General features: G+C 67.2%; 18 protein-coding genes. All 18 read right to left on the bottom strand.

The annotated features are described in order from the left end of the window. Positions 1-13 precede the first annotated feature (13 nt). The gene (locus DAT37_RS15740; RefSeq protein ID WP_232839767.1) at positions 14-526 is read right to left on the bottom strand and encodes a YbaB/EbfC family nucleoid-associated protein; all 513 of its coding nucleotides are present in this window, start codon (positions 524-526) and stop codon (positions 14-16) included. Positions 527-627: 101 nt separating this feature from the next. Continuing rightward, positions 628-945: a hypothetical protein gene (locus DAT37_RS15735; RefSeq protein WP_109525436.1), complete on the bottom strand. Its 318-nt coding sequence runs from the start codon at positions 943-945 to the stop codon at positions 628-630. A gap of 113 nt (positions 946-1,058) precedes the next feature. Then, positions 1,059-1,355 carry a hypothetical protein gene (locus DAT37_RS15730; RefSeq protein WP_109525435.1) on the bottom strand — a complete coding sequence of 99 codons (297 nt, stop codon included), beginning with the start codon at positions 1,353-1,355 and terminating at the stop codon, positions 1,059-1,061. Between the two features lie 51 nt (positions 1,356-1,406). Then, positions 1,407-14,942 (bottom strand): sigma factor-like helix-turn-helix DNA-binding protein, encoded by a 13,536-nt coding sequence (locus DAT37_RS15725; protein WP_109525434.1) that lies wholly within the window; start codon positions 14,940-14,942, stop codon positions 1,407-1,409. 22 nt (positions 14,943-14,964) lie between these two features. Continuing rightward, positions 14,965-15,696 carry a hypothetical protein gene (locus DAT37_RS15720; protein WP_109525433.1) on the bottom strand — a complete coding sequence of 244 codons (732 nt, stop codon included), beginning with the start codon at positions 15,694-15,696 and terminating at the stop codon, positions 14,965-14,967. After that, positions 15,697-16,014 (bottom strand): hypothetical protein, encoded by a 318-nt coding sequence (locus DAT37_RS15715; RefSeq protein ID WP_109525432.1) that lies wholly within the window; start codon positions 16,012-16,014, stop codon positions 15,697-15,699. A gap of 185 nt (positions 16,015-16,199) precedes the next feature. Continuing rightward, positions 16,200-17,819: a hypothetical protein gene (locus DAT37_RS15710; RefSeq protein WP_232839766.1), complete on the bottom strand. Its 1,620-nt coding sequence runs from the start codon at positions 17,817-17,819 to the stop codon at positions 16,200-16,202. A 281-nt stretch (positions 17,820-18,100) separates the two neighbouring features. Continuing rightward, positions 18,101-18,904, bottom strand: a complete 804-nt coding sequence (map, locus tag DAT37_RS15705) for a type I methionyl aminopeptidase (RefSeq protein ID WP_109525431.1) — start codon at positions 18,902-18,904, stop codon at positions 18,101-18,103. A 65-nt stretch (positions 18,905-18,969) separates the two neighbouring features. Next, positions 18,970-19,515 (bottom strand): adenylate kinase, encoded by a 546-nt coding sequence (locus tag DAT37_RS15700; protein WP_109525430.1) that lies wholly within the window; start codon positions 19,513-19,515, stop codon positions 18,970-18,972. Further along, positions 19,512-20,834, bottom strand: a complete 1,323-nt coding sequence (gene secY, locus DAT37_RS15695; protein ID WP_109525429.1) for a preprotein translocase subunit SecY — start codon at positions 20,832-20,834, stop codon at positions 19,512-19,514. The genes DAT37_RS15700 and secY overlap by 4 nt, the downstream gene beginning before the upstream one ends. 166 nt (positions 20,835-21,000) lie before the next feature. Beyond that, positions 21,001-21,444 (bottom strand): 50S ribosomal protein L15, encoded by a 444-nt coding sequence (gene rplO / locus DAT37_RS15690; RefSeq protein WP_109525428.1) that lies wholly within the window; start codon positions 21,442-21,444, stop codon positions 21,001-21,003. A 1-nt stretch (position 21,445) separates the two neighbouring features. Further along, positions 21,446-21,625, bottom strand: coding sequence for a 50S ribosomal protein L30 (gene rpmD, locus DAT37_RS15685; protein WP_109525427.1), 180 nt, complete (start codon positions 21,623-21,625; stop codon positions 21,446-21,448). Further along, positions 21,626-22,291 (bottom strand): 30S ribosomal protein S5, encoded by a 666-nt coding sequence (gene rpsE, locus DAT37_RS15680; protein WP_109525426.1) that lies wholly within the window; start codon positions 22,289-22,291, stop codon positions 21,626-21,628. It abuts the gene before it with no gap. Positions 22,292-22,322: 31 nt separating this feature from the next. Further along, a complete protein-coding gene (gene rplR / locus DAT37_RS15675; protein WP_109525425.1) occupies positions 22,323-22,730 on the bottom strand; it encodes a 50S ribosomal protein L18 in 408 nt (135 codons plus the stop codon). 2 nt (positions 22,731-22,732) lie between these two features. Beyond that, on the bottom strand, positions 22,733-23,272 hold the full coding sequence (gene rplF / locus DAT37_RS15670; protein WP_109525424.1) for a 50S ribosomal protein L6: 540 nt from the start codon (positions 23,270-23,272) through the stop codon (positions 22,733-22,735). 15 nt (positions 23,273-23,287) lie between these two features. Continuing rightward, positions 23,288-23,686, bottom strand: coding sequence for a 30S ribosomal protein S8 (gene rpsH, locus DAT37_RS15665; protein WP_109525423.1), 399 nt, complete (start codon positions 23,684-23,686; stop codon positions 23,288-23,290). A gap of 327 nt (positions 23,687-24,013) precedes the next feature. Further along, positions 24,014-24,358, bottom strand: a complete 345-nt coding sequence (locus tag DAT37_RS15660) for an ArsR/SmtB family transcription factor (RefSeq protein WP_109525661.1) — start codon at positions 24,356-24,358, stop codon at positions 24,014-24,016. 74 nt (positions 24,359-24,432) lie between these two features. Further along, a complete protein-coding gene (locus tag DAT37_RS15655) occupies positions 24,433-26,133 on the bottom strand; it encodes an MFS transporter (protein WP_109525422.1) in 1,701 nt (566 codons plus the stop codon). Positions 26,134-26,190: the final 57 nt, after the last annotated feature.

Here is a 26,190-nt window from a genome sequence, read left to right as displayed (position 1 = left end):
AGAAAACCCTGTCCTACCAGCTGGAATCGCTGACCCCCGAAGCGGGTTCACTCCGTGCCTCGTGGTCGAATTCCTCCACGTCGGCGAAGACCATGGGTTCCTCGTCGCCCCCGCGTTCGGCGGCGCCCGGCGGTGCGGTGGATACCGGAGGTTCCAGCGGAATCTCACGCTCGAAGTCGGGCATGCCCTCGATGACCTCGGATAGTTTGGGCAGACGCGCGCGGCGCTCGGTGATCGGCGCGGCCAGTTCCTGATTCTTGCGCGCGACCTCGGCGGCGGCTTCCTGCGCGGTCTTGGTCACCGTCTTGGCGATCTCGTCGTAGCCCAGTTCCCCGATACCGGCGGAGAATTTGGTTTCGATGACGATCCCGTTGGCGTTCACGGTGACCGTCACCAACTTGTCGCGCGAAGTGGCGCTCGCGGTCAACTTCACCCGCTGCTGCTGAACCAGCGCGATGGCACGCATCTGATCCTGGAAGGCATCGATCACCGATGCCAGATCGCCCTCGTCGTATTCGCTTCCCATACAGCCCTCTCCGCCGCCCGGCCGACTCACGGCGCACGGCCGCGAGAACGCCGGTTACAGCTCTTGCCACCTCGGATCTTGTCGCCTCGGATCCGGTCGCCTCAGATCTGCTCGAAGCCCTCCCGCGAGGCCTGTTCCTGGCGCTGGACCGCGTCGGCGGCACGGTACTGCCCCTCCGACATCGATCGGAACGATCCGGCCATATTCTCCGTGCCGGTGACCATATTGGTCATGGAGGTGCGGAAACCTTCCGGGCCGTCGGCGAATTTACTGCCGAACTTGTCGGGACCCCATGCCGCGGGCCCCACGGCCATGGCCGTATGCACCGCGTTCGCCAGCCGACTCACCGTGTCGTGAACTTTGCCGGTGTCGGAGCCCGCGGTCCGGAACTTCTCCTCGTAGTTCTCGAATCTACCCACGATGATGAACCTCGCGTCCTCTCAACAGACTTCACGTCCGATCATCGCACGTACGACAAGCGAGGTATCGGTGAACCGTCGAGAAGTTTGTCGACCACCGGCAACGGATCGGTCTAGGACGTCGCGTCGCCCTGCTCGCGCCGATTGTGTTCGATGAGCATCCGCTGGAGGCGATCCCGGCGCGCGGCGGCATTCGTCCCGTCCAACTGCCCGGCGAACGCGGCGCGTGCGGCGCCGACCAGAGCGTCGGGAATATTCGGATACGCCTTGGCGATCTCGATGAGCGCGGCATCGGTGTCCACGTCGAGACCGGTCTCGGAGCGGAGGCCGCCGCCGGAGGTCACCGACTCGAGTTCGCGTTCGAAGTTGCGGCGCAGTTCATCTCCGGTCGGGTACCTACTGCGTCCCATAGCTGCTCCTGATGTCTCGTTTCGAAGTCACGGTATCGGTCACCGCGCGGATCAGCCGGGAAGCCGCAGGAAATCCGGCGGCGGAACCTCCGCGCCGTCCGGATCAGTGCTCTCGCGCACCGATTCGACCGCACGCAGCAGCGCGTCGTGCAGCAATCGCTGGGTCTCGGTCGCGGACGCCACGTCGGGAGACAACTCCGCGTGGGTGACTGCGGCGAATGCCTCCGGCAACGCCTCGACGATGTTCACCCCGCTCGACGGCGTGAGGCTGTATCTGCTGAGCTGGCCCTCCAGCCAATCCCGGTATCGGCGGTCCACGTCGTCCCCGAAACCCGCGGTATCGGCGCCGAACTCGGTCCGATAGCGCACCGCGAGCAGTAGCGGGCCTCGGCTGCGCGCGCCGTAACGTCCCGCGACGTCGACGGCGTGGCCGAATTCGTGGACCACCGCGCCGAATACCGGGCGATCCATCGGGCCCGCGCAGAAGCCGACCTCGACCGCCTCGGCCCAATCGTGCTGGAAGAGCAGCGGATCGGCGGCATAGCGCTCATTGAGGATGATGATCGAGGTCGTACTCGGTCTACCGTGCTCGGCGATCGCCATGGTTCGCCCGAAGACGTTCTCCTCCAGGGGCGCGATGCGGATTTCCGCGAGGTCGACACCGGGGTGCCGCTCGAGCATCAGATCGATGGCCCTGGCGTACTCCCGCGCGGTTTCGACGTCGACGCCCGCCAGATCGAATCCGGTCACGACGACACCGTGTCCATCGGTCAACGCCTCGGCGATCCCGCGCGCGTCCGTGTATCGGCCCCACTCGCCGTCGTGCTCCGGCGCGACGAACGACAGGCCGATATCGGAGGTGGAAGGGTCGACTCGAGTGTCCGCGGCGGCCTGCCGAGCGAGCAGGGCGGCCGATATCCGGTGCCCGTCGGACGGCTCGCCCTCGTCGTTCGCCATCGCCGCGTGTGCTTCGGCGAGGGCCGCGGCGGGCCGGAACGCGCCGAATTGTCCGAAGCTGTCGAAACTGAACTGCCGTTTGAGCCACGCGGTGAATTCGGTCCGGTCGACCGCCGCCCGCCCCTGCCGGTAGTGCAGGAAGAGTTCGCGCATCAGCAGTCGCTGGGCGGTGCCGCCACCCTCCAGATCGAGGAGCCGACCGAGTTCGTAGGCGATGACACCGTGGCCCGGCCGATCCAGCGGACCGACGATGGCCGCGCCGGATTCGCTGTTCTCCCATTCGTATCGGAACAGATCGGGATCGATGGCGTACTGCTCGTTGAGTGTGATCCGCGGCCCGCCGGTAGGGCCGGAGGAATCGGTCCGCGCGAAAACACCCTCCGGCAGCGGGGCTATCCGGATCTCGCGCAATGCCGTCGCCGGATAGTCGGTCAGCAGGCGATCGACCGCGTCGGCCACCTCCCGTGCGATGTCGACATCGATATCCTCGATGTCGAATCCGGTGACGTTCAGGCCGTGTTTCCCGGCCAACGCGGCGGCGACCTCGGACGCGGTGGTGTGGCGGCGCGCGTCCCACACGCCGTCCTCCGGATCCGGGCCGGGATATCCGCCCGCGCGCGCGGCGTCGCTGCCGTACATCGGTCCCGGCGGTGGCGGTTCGGGTACCAGGCTGGGCCGGCGCCCACCCAGGTGGTCGAGTTGCTCGAAACCGTGGCTGAAGACCACGCCCTGGGCGAGCAGACTGCGCACGCCGCGATCGTTGATCTCCGCGGTCGGCCAGTAGTGGCCGCTGTGCTCGTCCATCGCGATCGGTCTGCCGTAGTGCACCTGGATGGTGCCCACCGCCGCGACATCGCCGCCCGCGAGGAACGAGGAATGCGCCAGTCGCCCGGATACCTGTCTGGTATCGGCGTAGATGTTCCCGCTGCCGTCGATGACGAACTCCGTGCGGTTCCAGTCGCCGGAGACCCACCCCGAGTGGAAGGGCCTGCCGTCGGACGCGCTGTGCAGCCTGCCCTCCGGGCCGACGAACAGCCGCGTGGATTCGCGTTCGGCGGGCGACATGTAGTGGATACCCCGATACATCGGGTCCGCCGGATCGCTTTCGCCCGCGTAGTGCGGGCGCATCGGCCAGTCGGCGGGCAGATCCGGTGCGGTGCGCGGCGGCGGAATCCGGGCCGTGGGAACGTCGACCGGTGCGCTACGCCAGTAGCCGTCGAAATCCTGCCAGTAGGTCATCGTCATCCCGGCCCATGGTCCCTCCGGTATGACACCGTGCCGGACCTCGGGCGATTCGATCTCGCCCGCCGTGACCTGTCCCGCCGAATCGACTTCGCCGAGCAGATAGCGGATACGCACCCGTGGATGGTTCAGCACCGCGCGCAGGTCCGGCCATCGATCCAGCGCTTCGGTGAGGGTCGCGTCGATATCGGGGCCCATCCAGTCCGCGACGAGTATCAGCGGTTCCGGACCTTCGACGACCGCCACCCGATCGCTCAGCGCTCGCGCGCCCGCCGCGTCGAATCGCGCACGCAGCACCGCGTCCAGTGGCCGGTCGAATTCGTAGAATCCGTAGACCTGCCGATCCTGGAAGGTCGGCGGCAGGCCCGGCTGACGCACCACGCCCGGCGGACGCAGACCCGCGCGTTCGGCAGGCGAGGACATGACGATCGGCGCTTCCACGACCGGCGCGGGGGCGTCGATATCGACGGCGACCTCGGTAACGGCGGGGTCGCCGAATTCGTTCGAGTCAGCGGCGTGCTCCCCGGTGATCGTCCCGGCGTCGATGATCTCGTTCAGTCGTCGCAGCACGCCGTCGGCAACCGGCCCTGGAACCCCCCGCCCTTCCATGGCGGTACGCAGTTCGGCCGGATCGAGCGATTCCAGACGGTCGAGTACGCCGGGATCGAGGGGCCGAAACATCGACGCCGCGACGAAATCCGAGGATTCGAAATATCCGGCGAGATAGTCGAGCGCGCCGTGGGCGTTGCGCTCGGCCGGGGTCGCGATATCGATGTCGACGTCGGGGAGGAATCCGGGCGGGAGCAGATCGGCGAGCACGGCCTTGACGACCGAGCCCGGAGTCCCGTCGTGACCCGCGAAATCGGTGCCCGCCGGGAGCACCGGGCCGAGAGTATCCGGATCGGGCCCGTTCACGTCGGCAGCGAGGAAACGAACAGCGCGGGTTCCCGTCAGCGTGCCCTGCACCAGGACCTGCTCGAAATCGTCGAACGGGTCCATGGTGGGTCTGTACCGCCAGCCCGCACCGTCCGGCGGCGCGCCCGTCCGCCATTCGAGGATCAGCCCGTCACCCTTGGCGAATGCGCGCGCGACCGCGAGCTGACGCGACCAGGATGTGGTGTCGCTCTCGGTGGTGCGCTGGGTGACATGTTCGTCGTAGGAGGCGTCGTACTCCCCCCGCGGCACCGCCGCGCCGACCAGCGCCGCCAGGTACGTCGGATTCACCCGGCCGTCGGCGAGCAGCCGTGGAATGCCCCGATACAGAGGCCTGCCACCGTCCGGCAGATCCCCGGGGAACAGGACGGCCCCGTTCGGATGCGTGCTACCTGTATCTGCCGGAAGCGCCACGGTCGGATCGGGTACGGCACCGGCCTCACGCAGCAACAGCGCGGTGAGTAGGCGCGCACCGTCACCGGCTACCTCGCCGTGATGCCGCACCGCGGCGAACGACTCGGCGAGCGCTTCGGAGGCGACGAATGTCGTCCCGTTCCAGCTGTATTCGCTGAACTGGGTACGCAGCCACGCGTCGAAGCCGGTCATACTCGGCTGCCGGTGGGTATCCAGGTAGTGGCGCATCAACACGAATTCCGCTTGCCCGCGCGCGGAATTGGCGCCGACATGATCGAGCAGATGCCCGAATTCGTGCACGACATTGGCCGCGACCGGCTGATCGATCGGCCCCACCCGCAACCCCGACTCCACGTCCGCGCGCCACCTGCTCACGAACAGTGCGGGGTCGGCGGCGAAACGCTCGTTGAGCGTGATGGCGACGGTACGGCCGCGCCCGTGCTCGAGCACCCATTCGGCATTCATGTACAGCTCGTCGTCGTCGAGTCTGCCGATGCGAATCTCGCCGACCCTCGGCTGTGGATGGGTGTGCAGCAATTCCTCGAGGGTCGACGCGTACTGCCGCGCGCTGTCGAGATCGATGCCTGGAAGATCGAATCCGACGACCGGGATACCGAGCCGTTCGCCCAGTGCCGCGCCGACCGCCGCCGCGGTGTCGTAGCCGTCGAGATCCCATCCTGTCGCCGAGACCTCCGGGCGCGCGGGCGACCGGGCGGCGGCATCGTCGGGGTTCGACGAATCCGAGGCGCGCGCGAAATCCGTACCCGAGCCGTCGGCATCGGAGACGCCGGGCTCGGGAAACACCGGGAAGAAGGACTGCGCGGCAGCCGCTTCCGCTTCGGCCATCTCCACGACGAGGTGGTAGAGGATCTTCTCGCCCTCCGACGCCCGGTCACCCCGGTGTTCCACGGCGGCGAACGCTTCCGGCACGGCCTCCTCGACATTGAGGGTGTTGTGCTCGTCGAAGCTGTAACCGCTGAACTGGGTGCGCAACCACGCCTCGAACCCGTCGAGCGCGGTGTCGTGGTGAGTGTCCACGTAGTACCGCGCGAGCGCCTCCTCCGCGCGGTGGTACGCCTCCAGGCGGCCCGCGTGCACCAGTGCGTGGCCGAATTCGTGCACGATCGTGCCGTAGGCGGGGCGGTCGACCGGGCCGCGCATATGGCCTTCGCCCACTTCGTCGGCCCAATAACTGTCGAAGATATCGGTATTCGTCGCCCACATCGCATTCAGCGCGACGAACGAGGTGCGCACGGTGAGCCCGCGGACCACCGCTTGGGTCTCGCCGTAGTGGCTGCCGTCGAAGGGACCGATGCGGACCTCGTCCAGCGAGATCTCGGGATATCTGGTGAGCATCGCGTCCACCGCGCGAGCGAATTCGCGGGCCGTCTCCACCTCGAGACCGTCGATGTCGAACCCGGTCACGCGCAATCGCCGATCTGCCCAGCGCTCCGTCATCGCCACCGCGACCTGCGCCGGGGTGTCGTACCCGGACAGATCCCACGCGGGCACCTGCCTGGCCCAGCGCGGGGTCTCCGACCCGGCGCGAGCGCTGTCGGCGCCCCGCTCGGGGGAAGCGTCCGGCGGCAGTTCGTCGGCCAGCAACTGCGTCAGTTCACGGACTGCGCGGCGCTGGATATCGATCACCCGGCCGCGGTCCAGACCCATGACCGCGGCGGTGTCGTCCAGCGAGAGTTCACGGACGAACCGCGCGTCGACAAGCGCGCGCTGCTGTTCGCCCAGGAGACCGACCGCACGCGCGAACGCCTCGGGATTGTTCTGTTGCAGCGCCCGTACCACCGACACCCTCGCGCCGTGTTCGGGCGGGCGCGGCAGTGCCGAATCGGCCAGTTCCGCCCGTGCGGCGGCGAGTAGTTCCGGCATCTTGGCCAGAGCCCGCCGTTGGACAGCGAGCACGCCGTCAGCGCTGCGCCCCATGGCCTCGGCGGTTTCGTTGATCGAGCGGCCCTGCACGAAACGCAGATCGAGGCACTGGGCTTCGATATCTGACAGTTGCCGCATCGCCATGGTCAACGCGGCGGGGGCGGTGTCGCGGGCGCCCACCACCAGGCGCGACAGCTCACCTCGAGTTCCCGGGTCCTCCAGGACGGGTATGGGGCCGATTTCGGCGGAGAGGGCCTGGGCCAGATCCACCACCACTTGCCGCTGGAAATGCCTGGTCGCCTGTTCGGTGCGTCCGAGCGCGGAGGCGACCGCGATGAGTTTCCTTCCCTGCACAAATCGCAATTCCGCCAGCACCCTGGCCTGTTCAGGCAACCGCGCGACGGCCCGGCGGACGGCCGCCGGATTGTCGTGCACGGCGTTCTCCAGGAATGCCGTGGCCTCCGCCGGACTCGGCACTCGCCTACCTGTGAGCAGTTGCGCGAGCCGTGCCACCGCGGTGCGCTGTAGATTGTTGATCGCGGTCTCGGTGCGGCCCATGGCTGTCGCGGTATCCGCCGCGGTGCGCTCCTGCACGATCCGCATCCGAATGACCTTCGCCTGTTCGGGGCTCAGCTCGCGCAGTGCACGGCGTACCGCGCCCGGATTGTCCCGCTGGGTGGCCCGGACCAGCGTCAGATCCGCGCCGCCCTGGAAATCGGGGGTGATGCCGCCCGCGAGCATCTCGGCGAGCCGGGCGACCGCGCGCGCCTGCAATTTCGCCACCGCGTTATCGCTGCGACCCATGGCCTGTGCGGTCCGGGCGATATCGAGGCCGTCGATGAACCGGTGCGTGGCGACCTCGGACAGCGCTCGAGGCAGACGCGCGATATGGGTACGCAGGGTATCCGAGTCGGCGCTGCGGACGGTGTCGAGTGGTGCGACCGTCGGCTCCGGCACGCTCGTGTCCCGAGGATTCGGCTCCGACCGCGGTGTCTGCGCCTCGCCGCTATCGGCGGCGATCAGGTCGGCGAGTTTGCGCGCGGCTCGCCGTTGCAGCGCGCCGACCGCCTCCGCGGTGCGGCCCAGTGCCGCGGCGATATCGGCGACCGGACGCTGCTGGATCAGTCCGAGTTCGATAGCCGAACGTTGATCGGCGGAGAGCCGGACCAGGTTGCGGTGCACCACCTCCGGCCGGGTCTCCAGTGCCGCCCGCACGGTCGCGATGGCATCGGTCGGCGCTGCCGGGGCGGTGCCGCTCAGCAATTCGGTCAGCCGGATCATCGCCTCGCGATACAGCGCCTTCACCGCGTTCTCGCTGCGGCCCATGAGTTCCGCGGTCTCGCTCTGCGAACGGCCCTGTAGCAGTTGAAGTTCGATACTGCGCTGTTGCGCGTCGGACAATCTCGCCAGCGCGGCGCGCAGTCCGCGCGGGTCGGATTCCGCGGCATTCTCGACCACGGCTTGCCGCTGCTGCGCGGTGAGAGTTTCTGTACCGGATAGTAATTCGGCCAGTCGACGGGTGGCCCTCGATTGCAGCGCCTTCATCGCGTCGCCGCTGCGGCCGGTGCGCGCGGCGATATCCGCCGCGTCGAGGTTGTCGACGAATCGAAGCGTGGCGAATTCACGTTCCGCGGGACTCAGTCGCTGGATCGCCGACGCGAACGCCTCTGGGTCGCGGGCCCGCGCGGCCTGCACGGTCAGGATCGCCGTCCCGCGTCCGGGCGCCCCGGTCGGCACGGTGTCCTGCGCGAGGAATTCGGCCAGGGCGCGGAACGCGCGGGATTTCACCACCGCGAGTTGGGCGCGGCTGCGGTCGGTCGCGGCGGCGACCGCCTCGAACGACTGTCCCCGTAGCAGGACCTGTTCGGCGAACTCCTTCTGGGCGCGGGGCAATCGGTCGATAGCGCGGCGCAGTCCTTCCGGATTCTCGCGCAGCGCCGTCGCCACCGTCGCTTCCGCGGCCGAGACCCCCGTGCCGCGCGCGGCGACGATCAACCTGGCGAGTTCCCGGACCGCGCCGCGCTGCATCACCTGGGCCGCGTCCTGGCCGAGGCCGAGCGCCCGAGCGACCTCGGCGGGGGAACGTCCCTCCCAGAACCGCAGCATCACCGCGCGACGCTGTCCACGACCCATCAGATCGAGGGCCTGACGCAGTTCGGTCCTTGTCATCGAGGCCAGGGCCTGGCTTTCCGCCCCCGTCTCCGCGACCCGTTCGGCGCTCAGCAACGCGGCCTGCACATTGCGCCGGAAGTTGTTCAGCCTGGCCTGATCCATCGCCGCGGTCCTGGCGATCGTCAGCAACCAGTCCGTGACAGATTCACCGCGCACACCCAGTGTCCCGATATCACGTGCGGCCCTGGCGAATGTCTCCGCGACGACCTCCTCGGCCGTTCGCGCATCGGGCATCCCCGCGGTGACCCGCTGACGGATCTCCTCGACATGCAGGTCGCGCAGCGTGGCGAAGGCGTCGGCGTCACCTGCCCGCGCGGCACGAACGAGGGCCGGGATATCGGGTGGGTCCGCGGTCGCGCCGGTGTCCTCCTGCGGCGGACGGGCTCCGATCCGCGCGACCGGAGCATCGGTGCCAGGGTCGGCACCGGACTGTTCGCCCCGGACGAGCGGACGCTCGGCGGTTCCGTCGGCTTCGAAGACGATGCCGTGCACGCCGACGACCTGTCTGGAGGATTGTCCCCAGGTGTGCACATATTCGCGTACCTCGTCGCCGACTCGCTCGTGCACGATGACGGCGCCGTTCTCGGCGCGGAACATCACGAACGCGTGAGCACCGACCACATCGGCGCGTTGCAGGCCGCTGAATTCGATGACACCGAGGATCACCGCGCCGGTATCGCGGACCAGCGCGGCGGCCGCGTCGGGCGAGGCGAATCCGCCGCGATGCCAGTCTCCGCCCGCCGCTGCGGCGAAATCCGCCGCGGTGACGCCACGCAGCGGGATCTGTCCGTCGGGGTCGGGAATCTCCGACGCCGCTATGCCGAGTTGTTCAGCGGCGAAGCGCAGTGCCTCCGGCGCGCAGTTCTTCGGAACACCGCCCTCCAGATGCGATTTCGCCCCCTGCGCCGGTTGTGTCCAATAGGTGGTGCCGTCGCCGCGCGCGATACGCCGTGCTCGTTCGTCTGCCGCCTGTGCCTCGCTCACCAGCAAGGTGTGCAGGACCCGGGCGGGCTCGGAGGCGTCGGGACCGAGCACTTCCACATCCGCGAAAGCCTCGGCGATCGCCTCGTGCGGGACGAAGGACCCCTGCGGCCCCTTGAAGCTGTATCCCGACAGCTGACGTAGCCATCCGTCGAAACCGCCCTGATAGCTGCCCACCCGCAGCCGGTAATGGTCGCGCAGCACCTGCGCGATCCGATTCGACGCGACACGCCTGCCCTGAATGTCGAGTGCGTGTCCGAGTTCGTGCACGATCCGGCTGTACACCGGCCGCTCACCGTGCCCCGGCGCGATATTCCCGGTATCGATCGCCCTGGCGATGCTCGTGCGCAGATCTCTCGGCGCGACGGCGAATCTCCTGTTGAGGCCGAGCCCGGCGACATGATCGCCGCGCGCCGATTCCCGTGTCTCGGCAACAGTGTTCGCACTCTCGAGATCGGCGATACGGATCTCCCGCAGTCCCAGCCGGGGGAACCGTGACAGCACATCGTGCACCGCCGCCGCGAATTCCCGCGCGACGCCCGCATCGATAGCTGGATCGTCGAATCCGGTCACCACGATGCCGTGTTCGCCGCGCAGGAATTCGGCGACCTGCGCCGGTGTGCCCGTTTCCAATACCGCTGGCACGACGGGAGTCTCGGGCGGCGGCGGGTCGATTTCGAGGTTGTTGCGTTCGATCATCCGCGTGATGTCGGCGATCTGTTCGCGCAGCCCGGCGATCGCGGTGTCCCTTGGTGATTCCACCGTCCGTCGCAACAGATCGGCTTGGACCTCGAGCAAGGCTTGTTCGAGCACACCGTGGCGCGCGAGGGCGATCTCGACCCGCTCGGCGGGCGTCATCCGGACCAGTGCCGGGTCCAGGCCCGGGCGGAACAGCACCAGCGGCTCGCCGTCCGTACCGCCGTGACGGTCCATCAGACTCAGGTAGATATCCCAATCGGCCCGTGACATGGCGTTCCAGTAGGCCAGCGGTGGATGTTGAATTCCTATCCGCTCAGCATGGATTCGATCGAAGTGCAGGAAATTCTCGAACGGAGACAGTCGGCTGCCGTCGGCGTGACGGGAGTCGAACAAGTCGTGATCGCCGGTGAGAGCGCGCAATTCGCCATCGCTGTCTCGTCCGTGCACCACGCCGTCACGGATAGCGAACCGGCCGCTGTCCACAAGCTTGTCCATCGACGCGCGCAACGCCCCGAATTCGGCGCGGCGCTCGTTCAAACGGCCGAGCAGTTGATTCCAGCGTTCCTCGGACACGGTGCCGCGTGCGGGCATTCGCAGATCACCGACTTCGGTGTCGCTATCGGGGAAACGGAAGAATCCCACCAGTCCGAGTACGTCGGCGGGTGCGCCCAACGCCACATCCAGTGCGTTGACGGATTTGGCCTTCACGAGTTCCGGCTTGCCCGGATTGCCCGCGTTGATCCAGCTCACCGAATCCGGATTGCCCGGCCGTACCGAGATCATCAGGCCGTGCCGGTCCGCGTACCCCTGGATCGCCCGCTGACGGTCGAGCGGAATACCGTAGCGCGCTTCGATTTCGGCGGCGGTCACACCGATCACCGGATCGGGTTCGGTATTCGCCGGGACCATCGCGGGTTGCTGTGCGCCCGGTTCGTGCAGGACGAACCACGTGGATTTGCGCGGGACCGGTCCGGCGGTGTCGGAGGCGGGCAGATCGAGAATTCCGCTGTCCGCCGTCATCTCCACGACCATCGGGAGACCGCGCCCCCGCTCGCCGAGCCCGGCGATCAACGCGTCGAGATCCTCGCCGTCGAGCGTGTCGACGAGATCGTCCGGCAGCGTCCCGAATTCGGACATCTCCGGCCGGGCGGCGTTGGTGTCGAGCACGTCCACACGGAGCGTGCGCGAACCAGCAACCCCGGTGACCCTGACTTCGATATGTACCGGGTCGGCGCTGTGATCGAGTGAGTTCGCGACCAGTTCGGACACGATGACACGAATGTCATCGATCTGATCGGGATTGCGCCAGGCGAGCGCCCGCAACTGGTCGACGACGCGATCGCGCGCAACGGCGGCGTCACGGACTCGCTGCTCGGGCGGCAGCGGAACACCGTCCGAGTCGGGCAGCCCGACGGTGACGACGATCGGGCCGACATCCGGCGCTCGCGGCTGATGCGGGTCGGAGCCGATGCGCGTGCCGGGCCGCGTCGCGTCGAGGTCCTCCGGATCCACACCACCTCCCGACGCGCGGGGGATGACGATCTCGCCGTCGGCGCCGTAGTGAATACCCCAGGTGGCCTTCACATCGGGCGGATTATCGGGATCGAAGGCGAAAGGCGGGCCGACTCGCGGATCATCGACCATGATCACGCCGCTGTCGTTGTACATGACGTAGGCATGCGCGCCGACCCCGTGCTCGTCGGCCGGGCCGTGCTGCTCGTCCACCACGAGAATGGTCGCGCCGGGCCCGAGGGCTGCCAGTTGGGCCGCGGCCACCTGGTGCGGCGTCCGCTCCTGCTCGGCGACCAGCGGAATCATGACGCCACCGGCCGCCGCCTCCAGTTCACGCCAATCCATCCCCTCCGGCCCGACCTCGCCGGGCACCAGCACCTCCGGATTCCCGGTGCGGGCCGCGACCCTGGCCAGCGATTCGGGTCCGCACTGATTCGGCAGCTCGAAGTCGTTGTCCCCGATCGCGGGATCGGTGGACGGCGGGTCGACCGGCTGGGCCGAAGGACCGTCGGTCGGCGGCCGGAATCCGGTGACGCCGTACTTCGCGTCGGGATTCGAGGCGCGGGTTCCCAACGAGTCCGTCGACCGATCGGCGGCGGTCGCGAAGTCGGTGTCGGCCGCCGCGGACGCATCGACGCGAACAGTCCCGGACGACCTCGGTCCGGATGTGTTCGGCGGTGCCACAGCCGGTCCTGGAACGATGAGACCTGCCTCGGGCAGATCCGTATCCGGTTCGCCCGGCACCCCCGACAGCTCCTGGTTCCCCACCGTGGATGGGATATCGGCTCGGCGAGCCTCGGAGTCCGCGACCCGCGCGTCGATCGCGCCGCCCTGGTCCGGCCTGCCTCGCCCGACGCTTCCGGCACGCGGGAGCGCGTTCGGGTCGGCTGTCTCCTGCGTACGCGGGGACCCCGTATCCGCCGGACGTGAGATCGGCTGTACCGCACGAGATTCCACGGCGGGCACCGAATTGCTGTTCGCGGCGGTCGCGTTCGGCGACGCTCCCGGCAGCGTTCGACTCGTGACGGTATCGGGCGTCGTCGTGATCGGCCCCACCGCGCCCGGCGCGGCGACCTGCCCCGACAGCCCCGGGACACCCGAAGGCTGGATCGCCTGCGACGCGGTGATGTCCGGGGCGGTATTCGGCATCGTCCCGTCGTGGATCGCGCCGGAATCCATCGAACCGGGAGACCCCGCTCCCGGGCTGTGCACAGTCTCCGCCCCAGCGGCACCGCTTTCCACGCCTCCGTGGTCGACACCGGTCCTGTCTACCCCGGACGATCGAGCGTCGGTCTGATCTATACCCGACTGGTCGACACCGGTCTGATCGATGCCTGGCTGATCGATACCGGCCGAACCGACGCTCGGCTGATCAACGCGCGCGGACTCCGCGTTGCGGGGATCGGCGCCACCGGCCGAGTCGGAACTGTCGTTTCCCCCGGTGTCCTGGGGTACTTCCTGTGGGGGCGCGGCGGTTCGGCTCGCCGGTGCCTCTCCCGCGGAAACCTCGCCACCACCGATGCCACTCGGATCCGTCGAAGCCACCGGCGCCGATCCGGTCGGCCCGAATCCGTTCGCGGCCGCCGGACCCGAACCGTTGCCGTTCGCCGCCCCCGCGGCGGAGGTACTTCCGTTCGCGGAGGTATCGGCACCGTTCACCCCGCCTTCCGGCACACGGCCCGCCCCGATGGTCGGCGCTCCCGTTGGACCACCCGCGGAATCGGTTCCCGGGTTCACGCCGTTCGCGGCGGGTGCGACACTGTTGGGCGCGATGCCGGTGACCGAGGCCGGGATGGTCGCTGTCGGGGCCGCACCCGGCATCGCGCCGATGCGGGTGAGCGGCATCGGCGCGCCCGCATGGGTGTTCAGTCCGCGGTAGCCGAAGACGGCCGACGGGCCGACACCGGAAAGCACACCGCCGGTGAGCATTCGCGGATCGAATTCCCACTGCTTGGTGATGAAGCCGGTGGCCGCCCACGCGGCGATGGCGCCGCCCGCTCCCGCTCCCGCGCCGACCATCGCACCGCGTAGCGCGCCGCCCCAGCCGCGGTCGGACAGCCCGGTCCTGGACACCAGAGGGTTCATGCCGAAACCCGTCGCGCCGCCCGCGCCGCCCGCGATAGCCGAGATCCCGGCGTTGAAACCGACCTGGCCCCAGTCGAATCCGTCCTGGTGACCGCCCGCCACATGAATGCCCTGGACCGTCAGTTCCTGGACCGTGCCCTGGAAGACCTCCACCAGCGCTTCCTGCACGATCTCGTACACGACCTTCTTGACGATGAACTTCGCGCCTTCCGAGATGGCCATTCGGCCTACGAGCGTCCCGATGAAGGTGAGCAGTCGACCCCCCATCCAGCGAAAAGCCCGCTGGGTCGCGAAGATCGCCCCGGCCTGAGCGAACGGCGCGCCGGGGCCGAAGAGGGAGGCGTAGGCCAACTCGGCCGCCAACCAGCCGAGGGAGATGATGCCGTTCCACTTATTGGAACTGATCTGGGTGCCGAAGCCGCCCGCCGCATCGGCGAGCGCGTCGAAATAGATGGCCAGATCCTCCACCGATCCAGGGCCGGTGCGAACTTTCTTCAGATCCCGCTCGATCTGTTCGCGGCCATCACCGGCCGGGTATGCGACGAGCAGAGCCGAGATCGCCGTGTCGATGGCGGGATATCCCCTGTTGCGCAACCGGTCCGCGACAGCCTTGAGTGAGTCCTCCATCGCCCACATCAGGTCTTCGTTGCCCTCGGGCCAGTCGGTACCCGCCACCCATTCCAGGTGCTGGAGCCAACCGGGGATCATTATCGCCACGGAACCGCCGACCTCATCCGGTCACCGGAACGGTAGCCACCAAACCGGCCAGCGAGAACTGCAGGAGCGCGCCGTCGGTATCGAAGTCGACGCGCCGACCGAAGACACTGTGCACGGTTCCCGCGGTCACCACTCCCACCTCGGCCGCCGTCAGCAGCAGTGCCGCCGCCGTGCGTCCGGGTTCGTTCGGATATCGCGCGACCGCGCCCGCGACCGTCCGAATCACCGTGTCCGCGGTCCACACTCCCGGCATCGCCGTGCCGAAACGACGCGGCGGTGCCGACTCACCTCGAAACCAGCGCCCGCCCGCGACGGGCTGCCACCAATAGCAGAACGCGAGCACACCCTGTTCCGCACGCCGATTCAGCACCGGATCCGCCACCCAATGCGGCGCGCCCGCGAAAAGCGCTGCCGTGGTGGCGCATCGCGCGGAATGGTCCATACCACCGGAAAGCACCGCGCGACCCCCCGGCAACAGGGTCAGCGTCGAGCCGCCGCCCTGTGCGCTCTCGTACCACGCCACCGACGGCACGATCCGGGGGCCGCCGGGCGAGCCCGCCGCGACGAAGGTCGCCGCCATCGTCGCCCATCGCGCCCACAGCACCGGCAGCGCCGGGATCTCGTCATCGACCGGATGCGGAAGTATCCCGCTCGCCCTGTCCGCCCGCGACTGCGCGGCCGCCTCCCGTGGCGTCCGCGACCGGCCGATCATCCGATCGGCCTGCACGATGCCGGACACGATCACTCAGGTGAAATTGTCGGTGGAGGCCTGCTCGTTCCGCTCCAACGCGGTGGCCGCGCCGTACTGGCCGCCCGCGATCTCGTGGAACGAACCGGACATATTCTCGGTGCCGCCGAGCACGTTGCTCAACTGCGCGAGAAACCCTTTGGGCCCCTCGGCGAACTTCGCGCCGAACTTGTCCGGCCCCCACGCGACAGAACCCGCCGCGGTCGCCCTGCGCGCGTCATCGGCGACGGCGGCGAGCACTTCGTGCGCCTCACCGTTCGCATCGCCGGAACGCCGCAGCTTCTCGGTGTACACCTCGACTTCGCTGTTGCCCATGCCGAACCCCTGATGTCGTTGTGCGCCGTTGTTTGTCCACCCCTTCGGGGGCGGGACACACGCACCATCAGTTTCGAACGGAACTGTTAAGCAATCGTGTCGCGGACGATTCGGGTACAAGTCGCGGTTGCACGATCGTGCCGAAATACACTGCTCCGCCGGAAACCTCGGTGAAACCTGGGCGCTCAGATATCGACGGACCCGTGCCGCTGCTGGAAGCGCTGCTCGAACTCGGCGATATAGAGCGCGGGCGCCACCGAGGACGAAGACTGTTCGAGCACACCGTCATCGGCGATGTAGAACAGGGCTCGGCCGATCGCGATCTCCCCCGGCCTGGTCGGGACGTACACCATCCAGCCGACGCTGATCCGGTCCGCGCGCAATTCGTCCAGCGGGTAGCCACCGGTGTCCATGCCGCGATCGATGATGAACCGGCGCACCCGTTCGACAGCGTCCGCCTCGGCCATCGGCTCGGGCAACGTCATCGCCACCCCCGCCATGGTCAATTGGTAATAGGCGCTGTCGATGTCGAAAGTGCCGTCGTCGCCGAATACTTCGACCAGAGTGTCCCGCGTGACCAGGCCGACCTCCGCCGCGGACACCAGATTGAGCACTGCCGCGCGCTGCTGATCGGTCGGTTGGTCGACCACCAATCCGACGATCACGTCGACCACGGTCTCGGTGGTCCAGATCCCCGGGATCGCCTCGCTGAGCTGATCGGCGGGCGAGGACTCACCGCGATACCAGTCGCCGCCCTCCCACCAGAAGCAGAACGACAGCAATCCGTTGGCGGCGCGAGGGTTGAGGACCGGATTCGCGACCCACTCCGGTGCACCGGCGTACACCTCGGGCATCGGTTCGCCGCCGTTGTAGGTGGCGTCCAATTCCGGTGCGTTCCAGACCCCTCCGGACAACACGGCGCGGCCACCGGGCAGGACATACAGTGTCGAACCGCTGCGCTTGGCTCCCTCGAACCAGCCGAGCGCGGGCAGTACCCGCGGCCCCCACTGCGATCCGGCCGCGACGAACGCCGCCGCCATCACCGCCCAGCGTGCCCACATCACGGTCAGAGCGGGAAAATCGCGCTGGGACAGCACAGCTCGCGTTCCTTCGGCCCGATCGGCGCGTGCCTGGGCGGCGGCCTCCTGCGCGGTGCGCGACTGTCTGCCCTCGTGGCCGATATAGGCCGCCAGCCAGACCGGCAACGTATCGCGCGGGTATACCTCCATATCCGCGCGATAGATCTCGGGCGGGAACAGCTGGTCATCCGGGAACGGTTCGTCGCCGTAGTCGTATTCGACCTCGATCGAGCCCGCGCTCGTCAGCGTGAGCAACAGCCGCCACCACGGGCCGTCACTGAGTTGCGCCGACAGATCGCGTTGTTCACGCACCATCGCCAGAACCGATTCGGTCGGCTGGACACGCACCGGACGTTCCGCTTCGTCGGAGAAGAACACCTGGGCGACTTCCGCGGGCGCCGTCAACACGAAGATCGCGTTCAACTGCCGCCAGCCTTGCGGACCCGCCGCCGCCAATTCCCTCGCGATCCGATGATTGAGCTGTTTGGCCTGTTCGGCGACCTCCGCCTCGGATTCCGCATCCTCGACCAGGGTGAACTCGACATCGGGATCGTCGTTCCGGTCCTGGAAACTGCGCATGAACTCGCGCATGAACTCGTCTTCGGGGTCGCGACCGTCGGCGGTGAGTTCCTCGGGATCGCGAGCACCCGGCGTCGACGACTCCAGTTCGGGGGCAACCCCGTCACCGTTGCGGTCCTCACGCGTCTGGTCGTCTGGGTTGGTCACGACGCCGCAATCTCCTCATCTCCTACGCCGGTCGCCACCGGGCCCCGCGGGAGCACGGTGGGCGCCACGACGCCCAAGCCTGTGATGCCACACCATCCTGGCACAGCGACCGACCGGGTAGCCGTGAAACTTCCGGCCCGGCGGCCGAACCGACCGCGCGACGGCCCATCCGGTCGAATGCGAGAACGCCCGAGGCGGGTACCGGTACAGCGAGTCGGCCGGCGCGAGTGACCGTCGACGGAGACGAGGGATGTGTTCGGAGGTGCGGGGTGAGGACCGATCTACTCCGGACGCAGCGTCAGAATGCGCGGACCGTCCTCGGTGACCGCGACGGTGTGCTCCCAATGCGCGGCACGCGTGCCGTCGGTGGTGACCACGGTCCAGTCGTCGTCGAGAACTTTGGTCTGGGTGGTCCCGAGTGTCAGCATCGGCTCGATGGCCAGCACCGACCCGACGACGAGCTTCGGCCCCTTGCCCGGAGCGCCCTCGTTCGGCAGGAACGGGTCCATGTGCATCTCGCGACCGATCGCGTGACCGCCGTACCCGTCGACGATGCCGTAGGCGCGGCCGTGCTTCTCCTCGGCCGCGCGGGTGCCGAGTTCGATGGCGTGCGAGATATCGGTGAGGCGATTGCCCGGCAGCATGGCCGCGATACCCGCCTCCATCGACAGTTTCGTGGCCTCGCTCAGCAGTTCATCGGCGTCGATCATGTTGCCGACGCCGAACGTCCACGCCGAATCACCGTGCCAGCCCTCGAGAATCGCGCCGCAGTCGATCGAGACCAGATCACCTTCGGTGAGGATCTCTCCCGAGGTCGGAATGCCGTGCACCACACGGTCGTTGACCGACGCGCAGATCGACGCCGGGAATCCGTGGTAACCCTTGAAGGAGGGCACCGCGCCCGCGTCACGGATCACCTGCTCGGCGACCTCGTCCAGGGCGAGGGTGGAAACCCCCGGGACCGCCGCCGCGCGCACGGCGACGAGCGCGCGTCCGACGACCGCGCCCGCCGCGGCCATGGCGTCGAGCTCACCCGCGGTGCGGAACGGCACCACTTTCTTGTTCTTGCTCCGACCGAAGACCATCGCGGATCAGCGCTCCCGTTTCCGGGGCATCCCCCAGGTTCGGCACACTCGGAAGACTCGGGACACTACTGTCCCAGCGCGCGCAACGCGCGCGCGTTGACGTCATCGACCTCGCCGATACCGTCGACGGTGACGACCAGACCGTCGTAATGCTGGAGCAGCGGCTCGGTCTCCTCGCGATACACCCGGAGCCGGTTGCGGATCACGTCCTCGTTGTCATCGGCGCGACCACGCGCGAGCATGCGCTCGACCACGGTGTCCTCGGCGACGACGAAGCACAGGACGGCGTCCAGCTTCTTGTCCATATCGCCGAGGATCTTCTCCAGGGCCTCGGCCTGGTCGATGGTGCGCGGGTAACCGTCGAGCACGAAACCGTTGACGGCGTCCGGCTCGGCGACCCGGGACTCGACCATCCGGTTGGTGACGTCGCTCGGAACCAGATCTCCGGCATCCATGTACTTCTGCGCTTCGCGACCCAGCGGTGTCTGCTGGCTGATATTCGCGCGGAACAGATCCCCGGTGGAGATGTGCGGGACGCCCAGCTTCTCGGACAGCAGGACGGCCTGGGTGCCCTTGCCGGCACCCGGCGGACCGAGCAGAACAACTCTCACTTGAGGAACCCTTCGTAATTTCGATTCATCAGCTGGCTCTCGATCTGCTTCACCGTGTCGAGACCGACGCTCACCATGATGAGGACCGCGGTGCCGCCGAACGGAAGGTTCTGGGCGCCGCCGGACGAGCCGATGTCGAGGAACAGGTTGGGCAGCACTGCCACGAGACCGAGGTAGATCGAGCCGGGCAGGGTGATGCGGCTCAGGACGAAATTCAGATAGTCGGCCGTCGGCCTTCCCGGACGGTATCCGGGAATGAAGCCACCGAACTTCTTCATCTCATCCGCGCGTTCCTCCGGGTTGAAGGTGATCGCGACGTAGAAGTAGGTGAAGAACACGATCAAACCGAAGTAGATCGCGATATAGACCGGGTTGCCCGGGTTCACCAAGTATTTCTGGATGATCTCCTGCCACCAACTCGGGTCCGTCGCGTTCTGCGAACCTGTCAGCTGAGCGACCAGGTTCGGCAGATACAACAGCGAGGAGGCGAAGATCACGGGGATGACGCCCGCCTGATTGACCTTCAACGGCAGATAGGTCGAGGACCCGCCGTACATCTTCCGGCCGACCACCCGTTTGGCGTATTGGACCGGAATGCGGCGTTGCCCCTGTTCGACGAAGATCACCGCGGCGATGATGAGGAAGGCCGCCACACAGACCAGGCCGAAGACCAGGCCGCCACGGCTGTCGAGGATGTTCTTGCCCTCGGTCGGAATCCTGGCCGCGATACCCGCGAAGATCAGCAGCGACATGCCGTTGCCGACGCCGCGTTCGGTGATCTGCTCGCCGAACCACATGACCAGGGCGGCGCCCGCGGTCATGACGAGCACGATGATGATCATGCCGAAGATGCTGGTGTCGGCGAGGATGTCCTGCTGACAGCCCTGGAGCAACTGGCCGCGCGCGGCGAGCGCGACGAGACCTGTCGCCTGGAGGATCGCCAGCGCGACCGAAAGATAACGCGTGTACTGCGTCATCTTGTTCTGACCGGATTGGCCTTCCTTGCGCAGGTCCTCGAACCGCGGGATGACGACGGTCAGCAGCTGAATGATGATACTGGCGGTGATGTAGGGCATGATGCCGATCGCGAAGACCGACAATTGCAGCAGCGCACCACCGGAGAACAGGTTGATGAGCTGGTAGATGCCCTGGGAATCACCACCGGAGACCAGCTCGATACATTCCTGCACCGCCTTGTAGTCCACACCCGGTGAAGGCAGCGCGGCACCCATGCGGTACAACGCGATCAACCCCAGCGTGAAGAGAATCTTCCGCCGTAAGTCCGGAGTCCGGAAGGCCGATACGAAGGCGGAAAGCACAGATCCTCCTGGCGCGAACGACATGGTCATGACATGGATATTTCAGCGATGTCCAACTCTGGAGAAGCCGAAAACCATGACGTGGCTTGGCAGACAACAATTGAACTCTAACAGCGGCACCGGACGAGCTTTCACCCGTCCGGTGCCCACTACGTTGAGAGTACCGTCAGCCCAGCTCGGTGACAGTGCCACCGGCAGCGGTGATCTTCTCTTTGGCGGCGCCGGTCACCTTGTCGACGGTCACCTGCACCGCGACACTGATCTCGCCGTCGCCCAGGACCTTGACCAGGCGGTTCTTGCGAACCGCTCCGGCCGCGACCAGCTCGGCCTTGCCGATCTCGCCACCCTCGGGGAACAGCTCGGCGATCGAGCCGATGTTCACGACCTGGTACTCGGTACGGAACCGGTTCGTGAAGCCCTTGAGCTTGGGCAGCCGCATGTGCAGCGGCATCTGCCCACCCTCAAAGGCGGCCGGGACGTTCTTGCGAGCCTTGGTGCCCTTGGTACCGCGGCCCGCGGTCTTGCCCTTGGAACCTTCACCGCGACCGACACGGGTCTTCTCGGTCTTGGATCCGGGAGCAGGACGCAGATGATGCAACTTGATGGTCATGTCAGACCTCCTCAACTGTCACGAGGTGGCGCACGACGTTGATCAGGCCGCGGTTCTGAGGGGTGTCCTCACGAACCACGGTCTGACGGATCTTCCGCAGGCCGAGCGTGCGAAGGCTCTCCCGCTGGTTCACCTTGGCGCCGATCGACGACTTGATCTGGGTCACCTTGAGATCTGCCATTTACCTGGCACCTCCCACTGCCTGAGAGCGCGCGCGCAGCATGCCCGCGGGGGCGACGTCCTCGAGGGGCAGGCCACGGCGGGCCGCGACCTCTTCGGGACGCTGCAGCATCTTGAGTGCCGCAACCGTCGCGTGCACGACGTTGATGGCGTTGTCGCTACCGAGCGACTTCGCCAGAATGTCATGGATGCCAGCGCATTCCAGCACGGCACGAGCCGCACCACCGGCGATCACACCGGTACCGGGCGAAGCCGGACGCAGCATGACCACACCGGCCGCCGCCTCACCCTGAACCGGGTGGACGATGGTCGAGCCGATCATCGGAACGCGGAAGAAGCCCTTGCGAGCCTCCTCGACACCCTTCTGGATGGCCGCGGGAACTTCCTTGGCCTTGCCGTAGCCGACGCCGACCAGACCGTTGCCGTCGCCGACGATCACGAGGGCGGTGAAGCTGAAGCGACGACCACCCTTCACGACCTTGGAGACGCGGTTGATCGCGACGACGCGCTCGAGCTGGTTCTTGTCGGTCTGCTGGTCGCGACGGTCGCCGCCACCACGCCGATCGCGGCCACCGCCGCGGCCGTCGCGGTTGTCGCCGCCACCGGCGGCACCTGCCTGCTGTCCGGCGGGTCCGTTGCCGCCGTCACGCCTCTGACGTCCCGGCATCAGACGTTCCTTCCGTAAATGTTTGCAGTCATCAGAACTTCAACCCACCTTCGCGAGCGGCATCGGCCAGCGCCGCGATGCGGCCGTGGTAGTCGTGACCACCACGGTCGAACACGACGGCGTCGATGCCTGCGGCCTTGGCACGCGCGGCCAGCAGTTCGCCGACCTTCTTGCCCTTGGCCGACTTGTCGCCGTCCAGGGCACGCACATCGGCCTCGATGGACGACGCGGCGGCGATGGTCTTGCCGATCGAGTCGTCGATGAGCTGTGCGTGCAGATGACGCGAGGAGCGGTTGACCACCAGGCGCGGACGCTCGGTGGTGCCGACGACCTTCTTGCGCAGACGGAAGTGACGGCGGGTCTTCGACAGACGACGTGTCGTGGACACGTCCTTGCCACGCGGCTTGCGCTTGGCGATCTGGTTTTCGGTTTGCGCCATGATCACTTACCCGTCTTTCCGACCTTGCGGCGAACGACCTCGCCGGCGTAGCGGATGCCCTTGCCCTTGTACGGGTCGGGCTTGCGCAGTCCGTGGATGACAGCGGAGATCTGACCGACCGCCTGCTTGTCGATTCCGGACACGGAGAACTTGGTGGGCGACTCCACCGCGAAGGTGATGCCCTCCGGGGCTTCGATCGGCACCGGGTGGCTGTAGCCGAGGGCGAACTCGAGGTTCGAGCCCTTGGCCTGCACGCGGTAACCGACTCCGAAGATTTCCATCTTCTTCTCGTAGCCCTTGGTGACGCCCTCGACCATGTTGGACACCAGGGTCCTGGTCAGGCCGTGCAGCGAGCGGTTCTGGCGCTCGTCGTTCGGGCGAACGACCTCGAGCTGGCCGTCCTCACCCTTGGCGATGGTGATCGGTTCGGCGACGGTGAGCGACAGGGTGCCCTTGGGCCCCTTCACCGACACGTTCTGGCCGTCGATGTTCACCTCGACGCCTGCGGGAACTGTGATGGGCTTCTTGCCAATGCGCGACATTTGTCCTGACCTCCCTTACCAGACGTAGGCGAGGACTTCGCCGCCCACGCCCTGCTTGGCCGCCTGACGATCCGTGAGCAGACCGGTCGACGTGGAAATGATCGCCACGCCGAGGCCGCCGAGGACCTTGGGCAGGTTGGTGGACTTCGCGTACACACGCAGACCGGGCTTCGACACGCGGCGCAGGCCCTGAAGGCTGCGCTCACGGCTGGGGCCGTACTTGAGGTCGACGATGAGGGCCTTGCCCACCTCGGCGTCCTCGGTGCGGTAATCGGCGATGTAACCCTCGCGCTTCAAGATCTCGGCGATATTCGCCTTGAGCTTCGAGTGCGGAGCCTTCACCTGATCGTGGTACGCCGAGTTGGCGTTGCGCAGACGCGTCAAGAAGTCTGCGATCGGATCAGTCATGGTCATGGTTAGACCTCGACACCTTTCTCGCCGCGGTTCCCATACAACACCGACCTGCGCGAGGCAGACGGCCGTGGGCCTACAGCAATGGGGCTGGTCCGGCCGACACTTGCCGACCGGATGAGTTCTCTTACGAGCGCTCGGTGCCGGGACTGCCGCACGTCGATCCGGTCATGAGATTCGGAGACATGCGGACATGGGGGTGCCCAGGCAACCGCTCTAGTGTAGGCAACGGTCTTGACCAGGACAAAATCGGGGTGTCATCACGCCGACAGCGAGCAGAACCGAGCCGTGGCGTCTTCGGGCGGGCGCAGCGGCATCGGACCGAAGTTCTCAGAAGCCGGTCGGGTACACCTTGTCGTGTGCGAGCAGACGAGCCAGCCCGATGAGCTCACGCACACGCGGGTCACCGATGCGGTAGTGCAGGGTCCGGCCTTCTCGACGCGCGAAGACGTAGCCGCATTCGACGAGCACCGACAGGTGAACGGAGATGCGCGGTTGGGAGATACCCACGTGCTCTTTGCATTCCGCTGCGGTTCGTTCCCCGGCGAGGATGAATTCGAGCAACCGCAATCTGGTCGGATCCGACAACGCGCGAAAGCATCGCACCGTCGGATCGGTGGGAGACGGAGCGTCGCTGACATCCTGAACGGCGACGGGACAGCAGGGGTCATTCATGAGCATCGTCTTTCGTGGATCGCGTCCATCGGCGAGCCCCACGTTCACCACCGCGGAGCTCGCCACGGGTACGGCTAGCTCGGGACAGCGGCGGTCGGCGCGCCGACCTTTCTGCCCCGGCCCGGCAGCAGGAAGATCAGGCCGAAGACGGCCACGAGAATCGCCGCCCCCGCGATCAGGGTGTCGGCGAACGCGTCGGAGAAATTCGCGGCGCGGGCAGTCTCGCCCGCTTCGGTGAGCGCGTCGGTAACGGGCCCCGGCGGACTCACGACCCGGCAGCTCTCGGGAAGCGCGCCGGGATCCTGGGATGCCGACCGATCGTGGAAGCACCGACCGAATGCGCTGATGATCTCCTCCTGCGCGGGGGCCGGAATTCCCGCGGCGTTCAAATCCGAGCGCAGACTCACCACCGCGGTCGCGGCTCCCCCGGCCGAGCCCTCGTCCAAGACGGTGAAGAACAGCACACCCGCCAAGGCGACACCGAGCGCCATCCCGAGTTGCTGGGCGGTGTTGAGCAGGCCCGAAGCCGACCCCGCGTCGGTGGCTGGCGTATCGGCCAGCACCACCTCCATGGTCGAGGCGAACATCATGCCGAATCCGATGCCGGTGAAGACGAGGACCGCCGACATCGCGGCGGTGTCGATGTCACCACCGAAAAGTCGGGCGAGCTGGGCGTAGAGGACGAAACCTGCCGCCGTGATCAGCGACCCCACCAGCAGCACACCGCGACCGAACCTGGGTACGAGCAACTCCATCGACGAGCCCGCGCCGAGGCCCGCGCCGACAGCGAAGGTCGCCGCGACGAGTCCGGCGTGCAATGCCGACCAGCCGAGACCGATCTGCATGTAGAGGGTCCACACGACGAAGTAGCCGCCCATGGCGAGATTGAACAGCAACCACACACTTAGCCCCGAGCTGAACGATTTCAATCGGAACAGCGCGAGCACAACCAGCGGTGAGCCGACCGTATCCGTGCGTCGACGTTCGAACAGCACGAACAACGCGAAGACGACAACCGATGCCGCTATCGATACGAATGTCCATGCGGGCCAATCCAACCGGCGTCCTTCGGTGAGCGGATAGACCAACAGCGTCACCGCGACGACAGCCATGACCATGCCGACGGGATCCAGGCGCGGCGTGGAGTCTGAACGCGACTCCGGGATCAGCATGCGACCCGCGACGAACGCCGCGACGCCGACCGGGATGTTGATCAGGAAGATCGGACGCCAGGACCAGCCGAACAGATCCAGTGCGACGAGTGCGCCACCGACGACCATTCCCGCCACCGCGGCCAGTCCGCTGACACCACCGAAGATGCCGATCGCCCGCTTGCGTTCACCCGGCGGGAAAGTGGCTTGCACGATCGAAAGCACCTGCGGAACCATGAGCCCTGCCATAGCGCCCTGGAGCAATCGCGAAACGATGAGCATTTCCGGTGTCGTGGACAGACCGCACAGCGCCGACGCGACGGTGAAACTCGCGACACCGATCAGGAACAGTCTGCGGCGGCCGTAGATGTCACCGAGCCGTCCGCCGGTGATCAGCATGGCCGCGAAGCCGAGCACATAGCCGGAGATCGTCCATTCGATCTGCGTGTATGTCGCTCCCAGATCCTCCTGCAACGTGGGAACGGTGACGTTGACGATCGTCATGTCGAGCAGATCCATGAACGCGGCGACGAGAACCACGATGAATGCTGCCCAGGGTCCCCGACCCGGGGATGCGGATGGGGTGGTGCCCGTCTCGGCGGGCTCCAACGTGCGGGTGCGCATGAGTTCTTCGACCTTTCGGTTCGGACATGGAGGCGACGGCTACTGCCCCAGCAAGGA

This window comes from Nocardia aurea, assembly GCF_003123685.1.
In the GTDB taxonomy this organism is placed as follows: Bacteria; Actinomycetota; Actinomycetes; order Mycobacteriales; family Mycobacteriaceae; genus Nocardia; species Nocardia aurea.
This window is presented reverse-complemented; position numbering and strand designations above follow the sequence as displayed.

What these genes read in the sequence shown, in the direction of transcription:
- DAT37_RS15740 (WP_232839767.1), bottom strand. Translation starts at nt 526, where the DNA reads ATGGGAAGCGAATACGACGAGGGCGATCTGGCATCGGTGATCGATGCC.
- DAT37_RS15730 (WP_109525435.1), bottom strand. Translation starts at nt 1,355, where the DNA reads ATGGGACGCAGTAGGTACCCGACCGGAGATGAACTGCGCCGCAACTTC.
- DAT37_RS15725 (WP_109525434.1), bottom strand. Translation starts at nt 14,942, where the DNA reads ATGATCCCCGGTTGGCTCCAGCACCTGGAATGGGTGGCGGGTACCGAC.
- DAT37_RS15715 (WP_109525432.1), bottom strand. Translation starts at nt 16,014, where the DNA reads ATGGGCAACAGCGAAGTCGAGGTGTACACCGAGAAGCTGCGGCGTTCC.
- map (WP_109525431.1), bottom strand. Translation starts at nt 18,904, where the DNA reads ATGGTCTTCGGTCGGAGCAAGAACAAGAAAGTGGTGCCGTTCCGCACC.
- rplO (WP_109525428.1), bottom strand. Translation starts at nt 21,444, where the DNA reads ATGACCATCAAGTTGCATCATCTGCGTCCTGCTCCCGGATCCAAGACC.
- rpmD (WP_109525427.1), bottom strand. Translation starts at nt 21,625, where the DNA reads ATGGCAGATCTCAAGGTGACCCAGATCAAGTCGTCGATCGGCGCCAAG.
- rpsE (WP_109525426.1), bottom strand. Translation starts at nt 22,291, where the DNA reads ATGCCGGGACGTCAGAGGCGTGACGGCGGCAACGGACCCGCCGGACAG.
- rplR (WP_109525425.1), bottom strand. Translation starts at nt 22,730, where the DNA reads ATGGCGCAAACCGAAAACCAGATCGCCAAGCGCAAGCCGCGTGGCAAG.
- rplF (WP_109525424.1), bottom strand. Translation starts at nt 23,272, where the DNA reads ATGTCGCGCATTGGCAAGAAGCCCATCACAGTTCCCGCAGGCGTCGAG.
- rpsH (WP_109525423.1), bottom strand. Translation starts at nt 23,686, where the DNA reads ATGACCATGACTGATCCGATCGCAGACTTCTTGACGCGTCTGCGCAAC.
- DAT37_RS15660 (WP_109525661.1), bottom strand. Translation starts at nt 24,358, where the DNA reads ATGAATGACCCCTGCTGTCCCGTCGCCGTTCAGGATGTCAGCGACGCT.
- DAT37_RS15655 (WP_109525422.1), bottom strand. Translation starts at nt 26,133, where the DNA reads ATGCGCACCCGCACGTTGGAGCCCGCCGAGACGGGCACCACCCCATCC.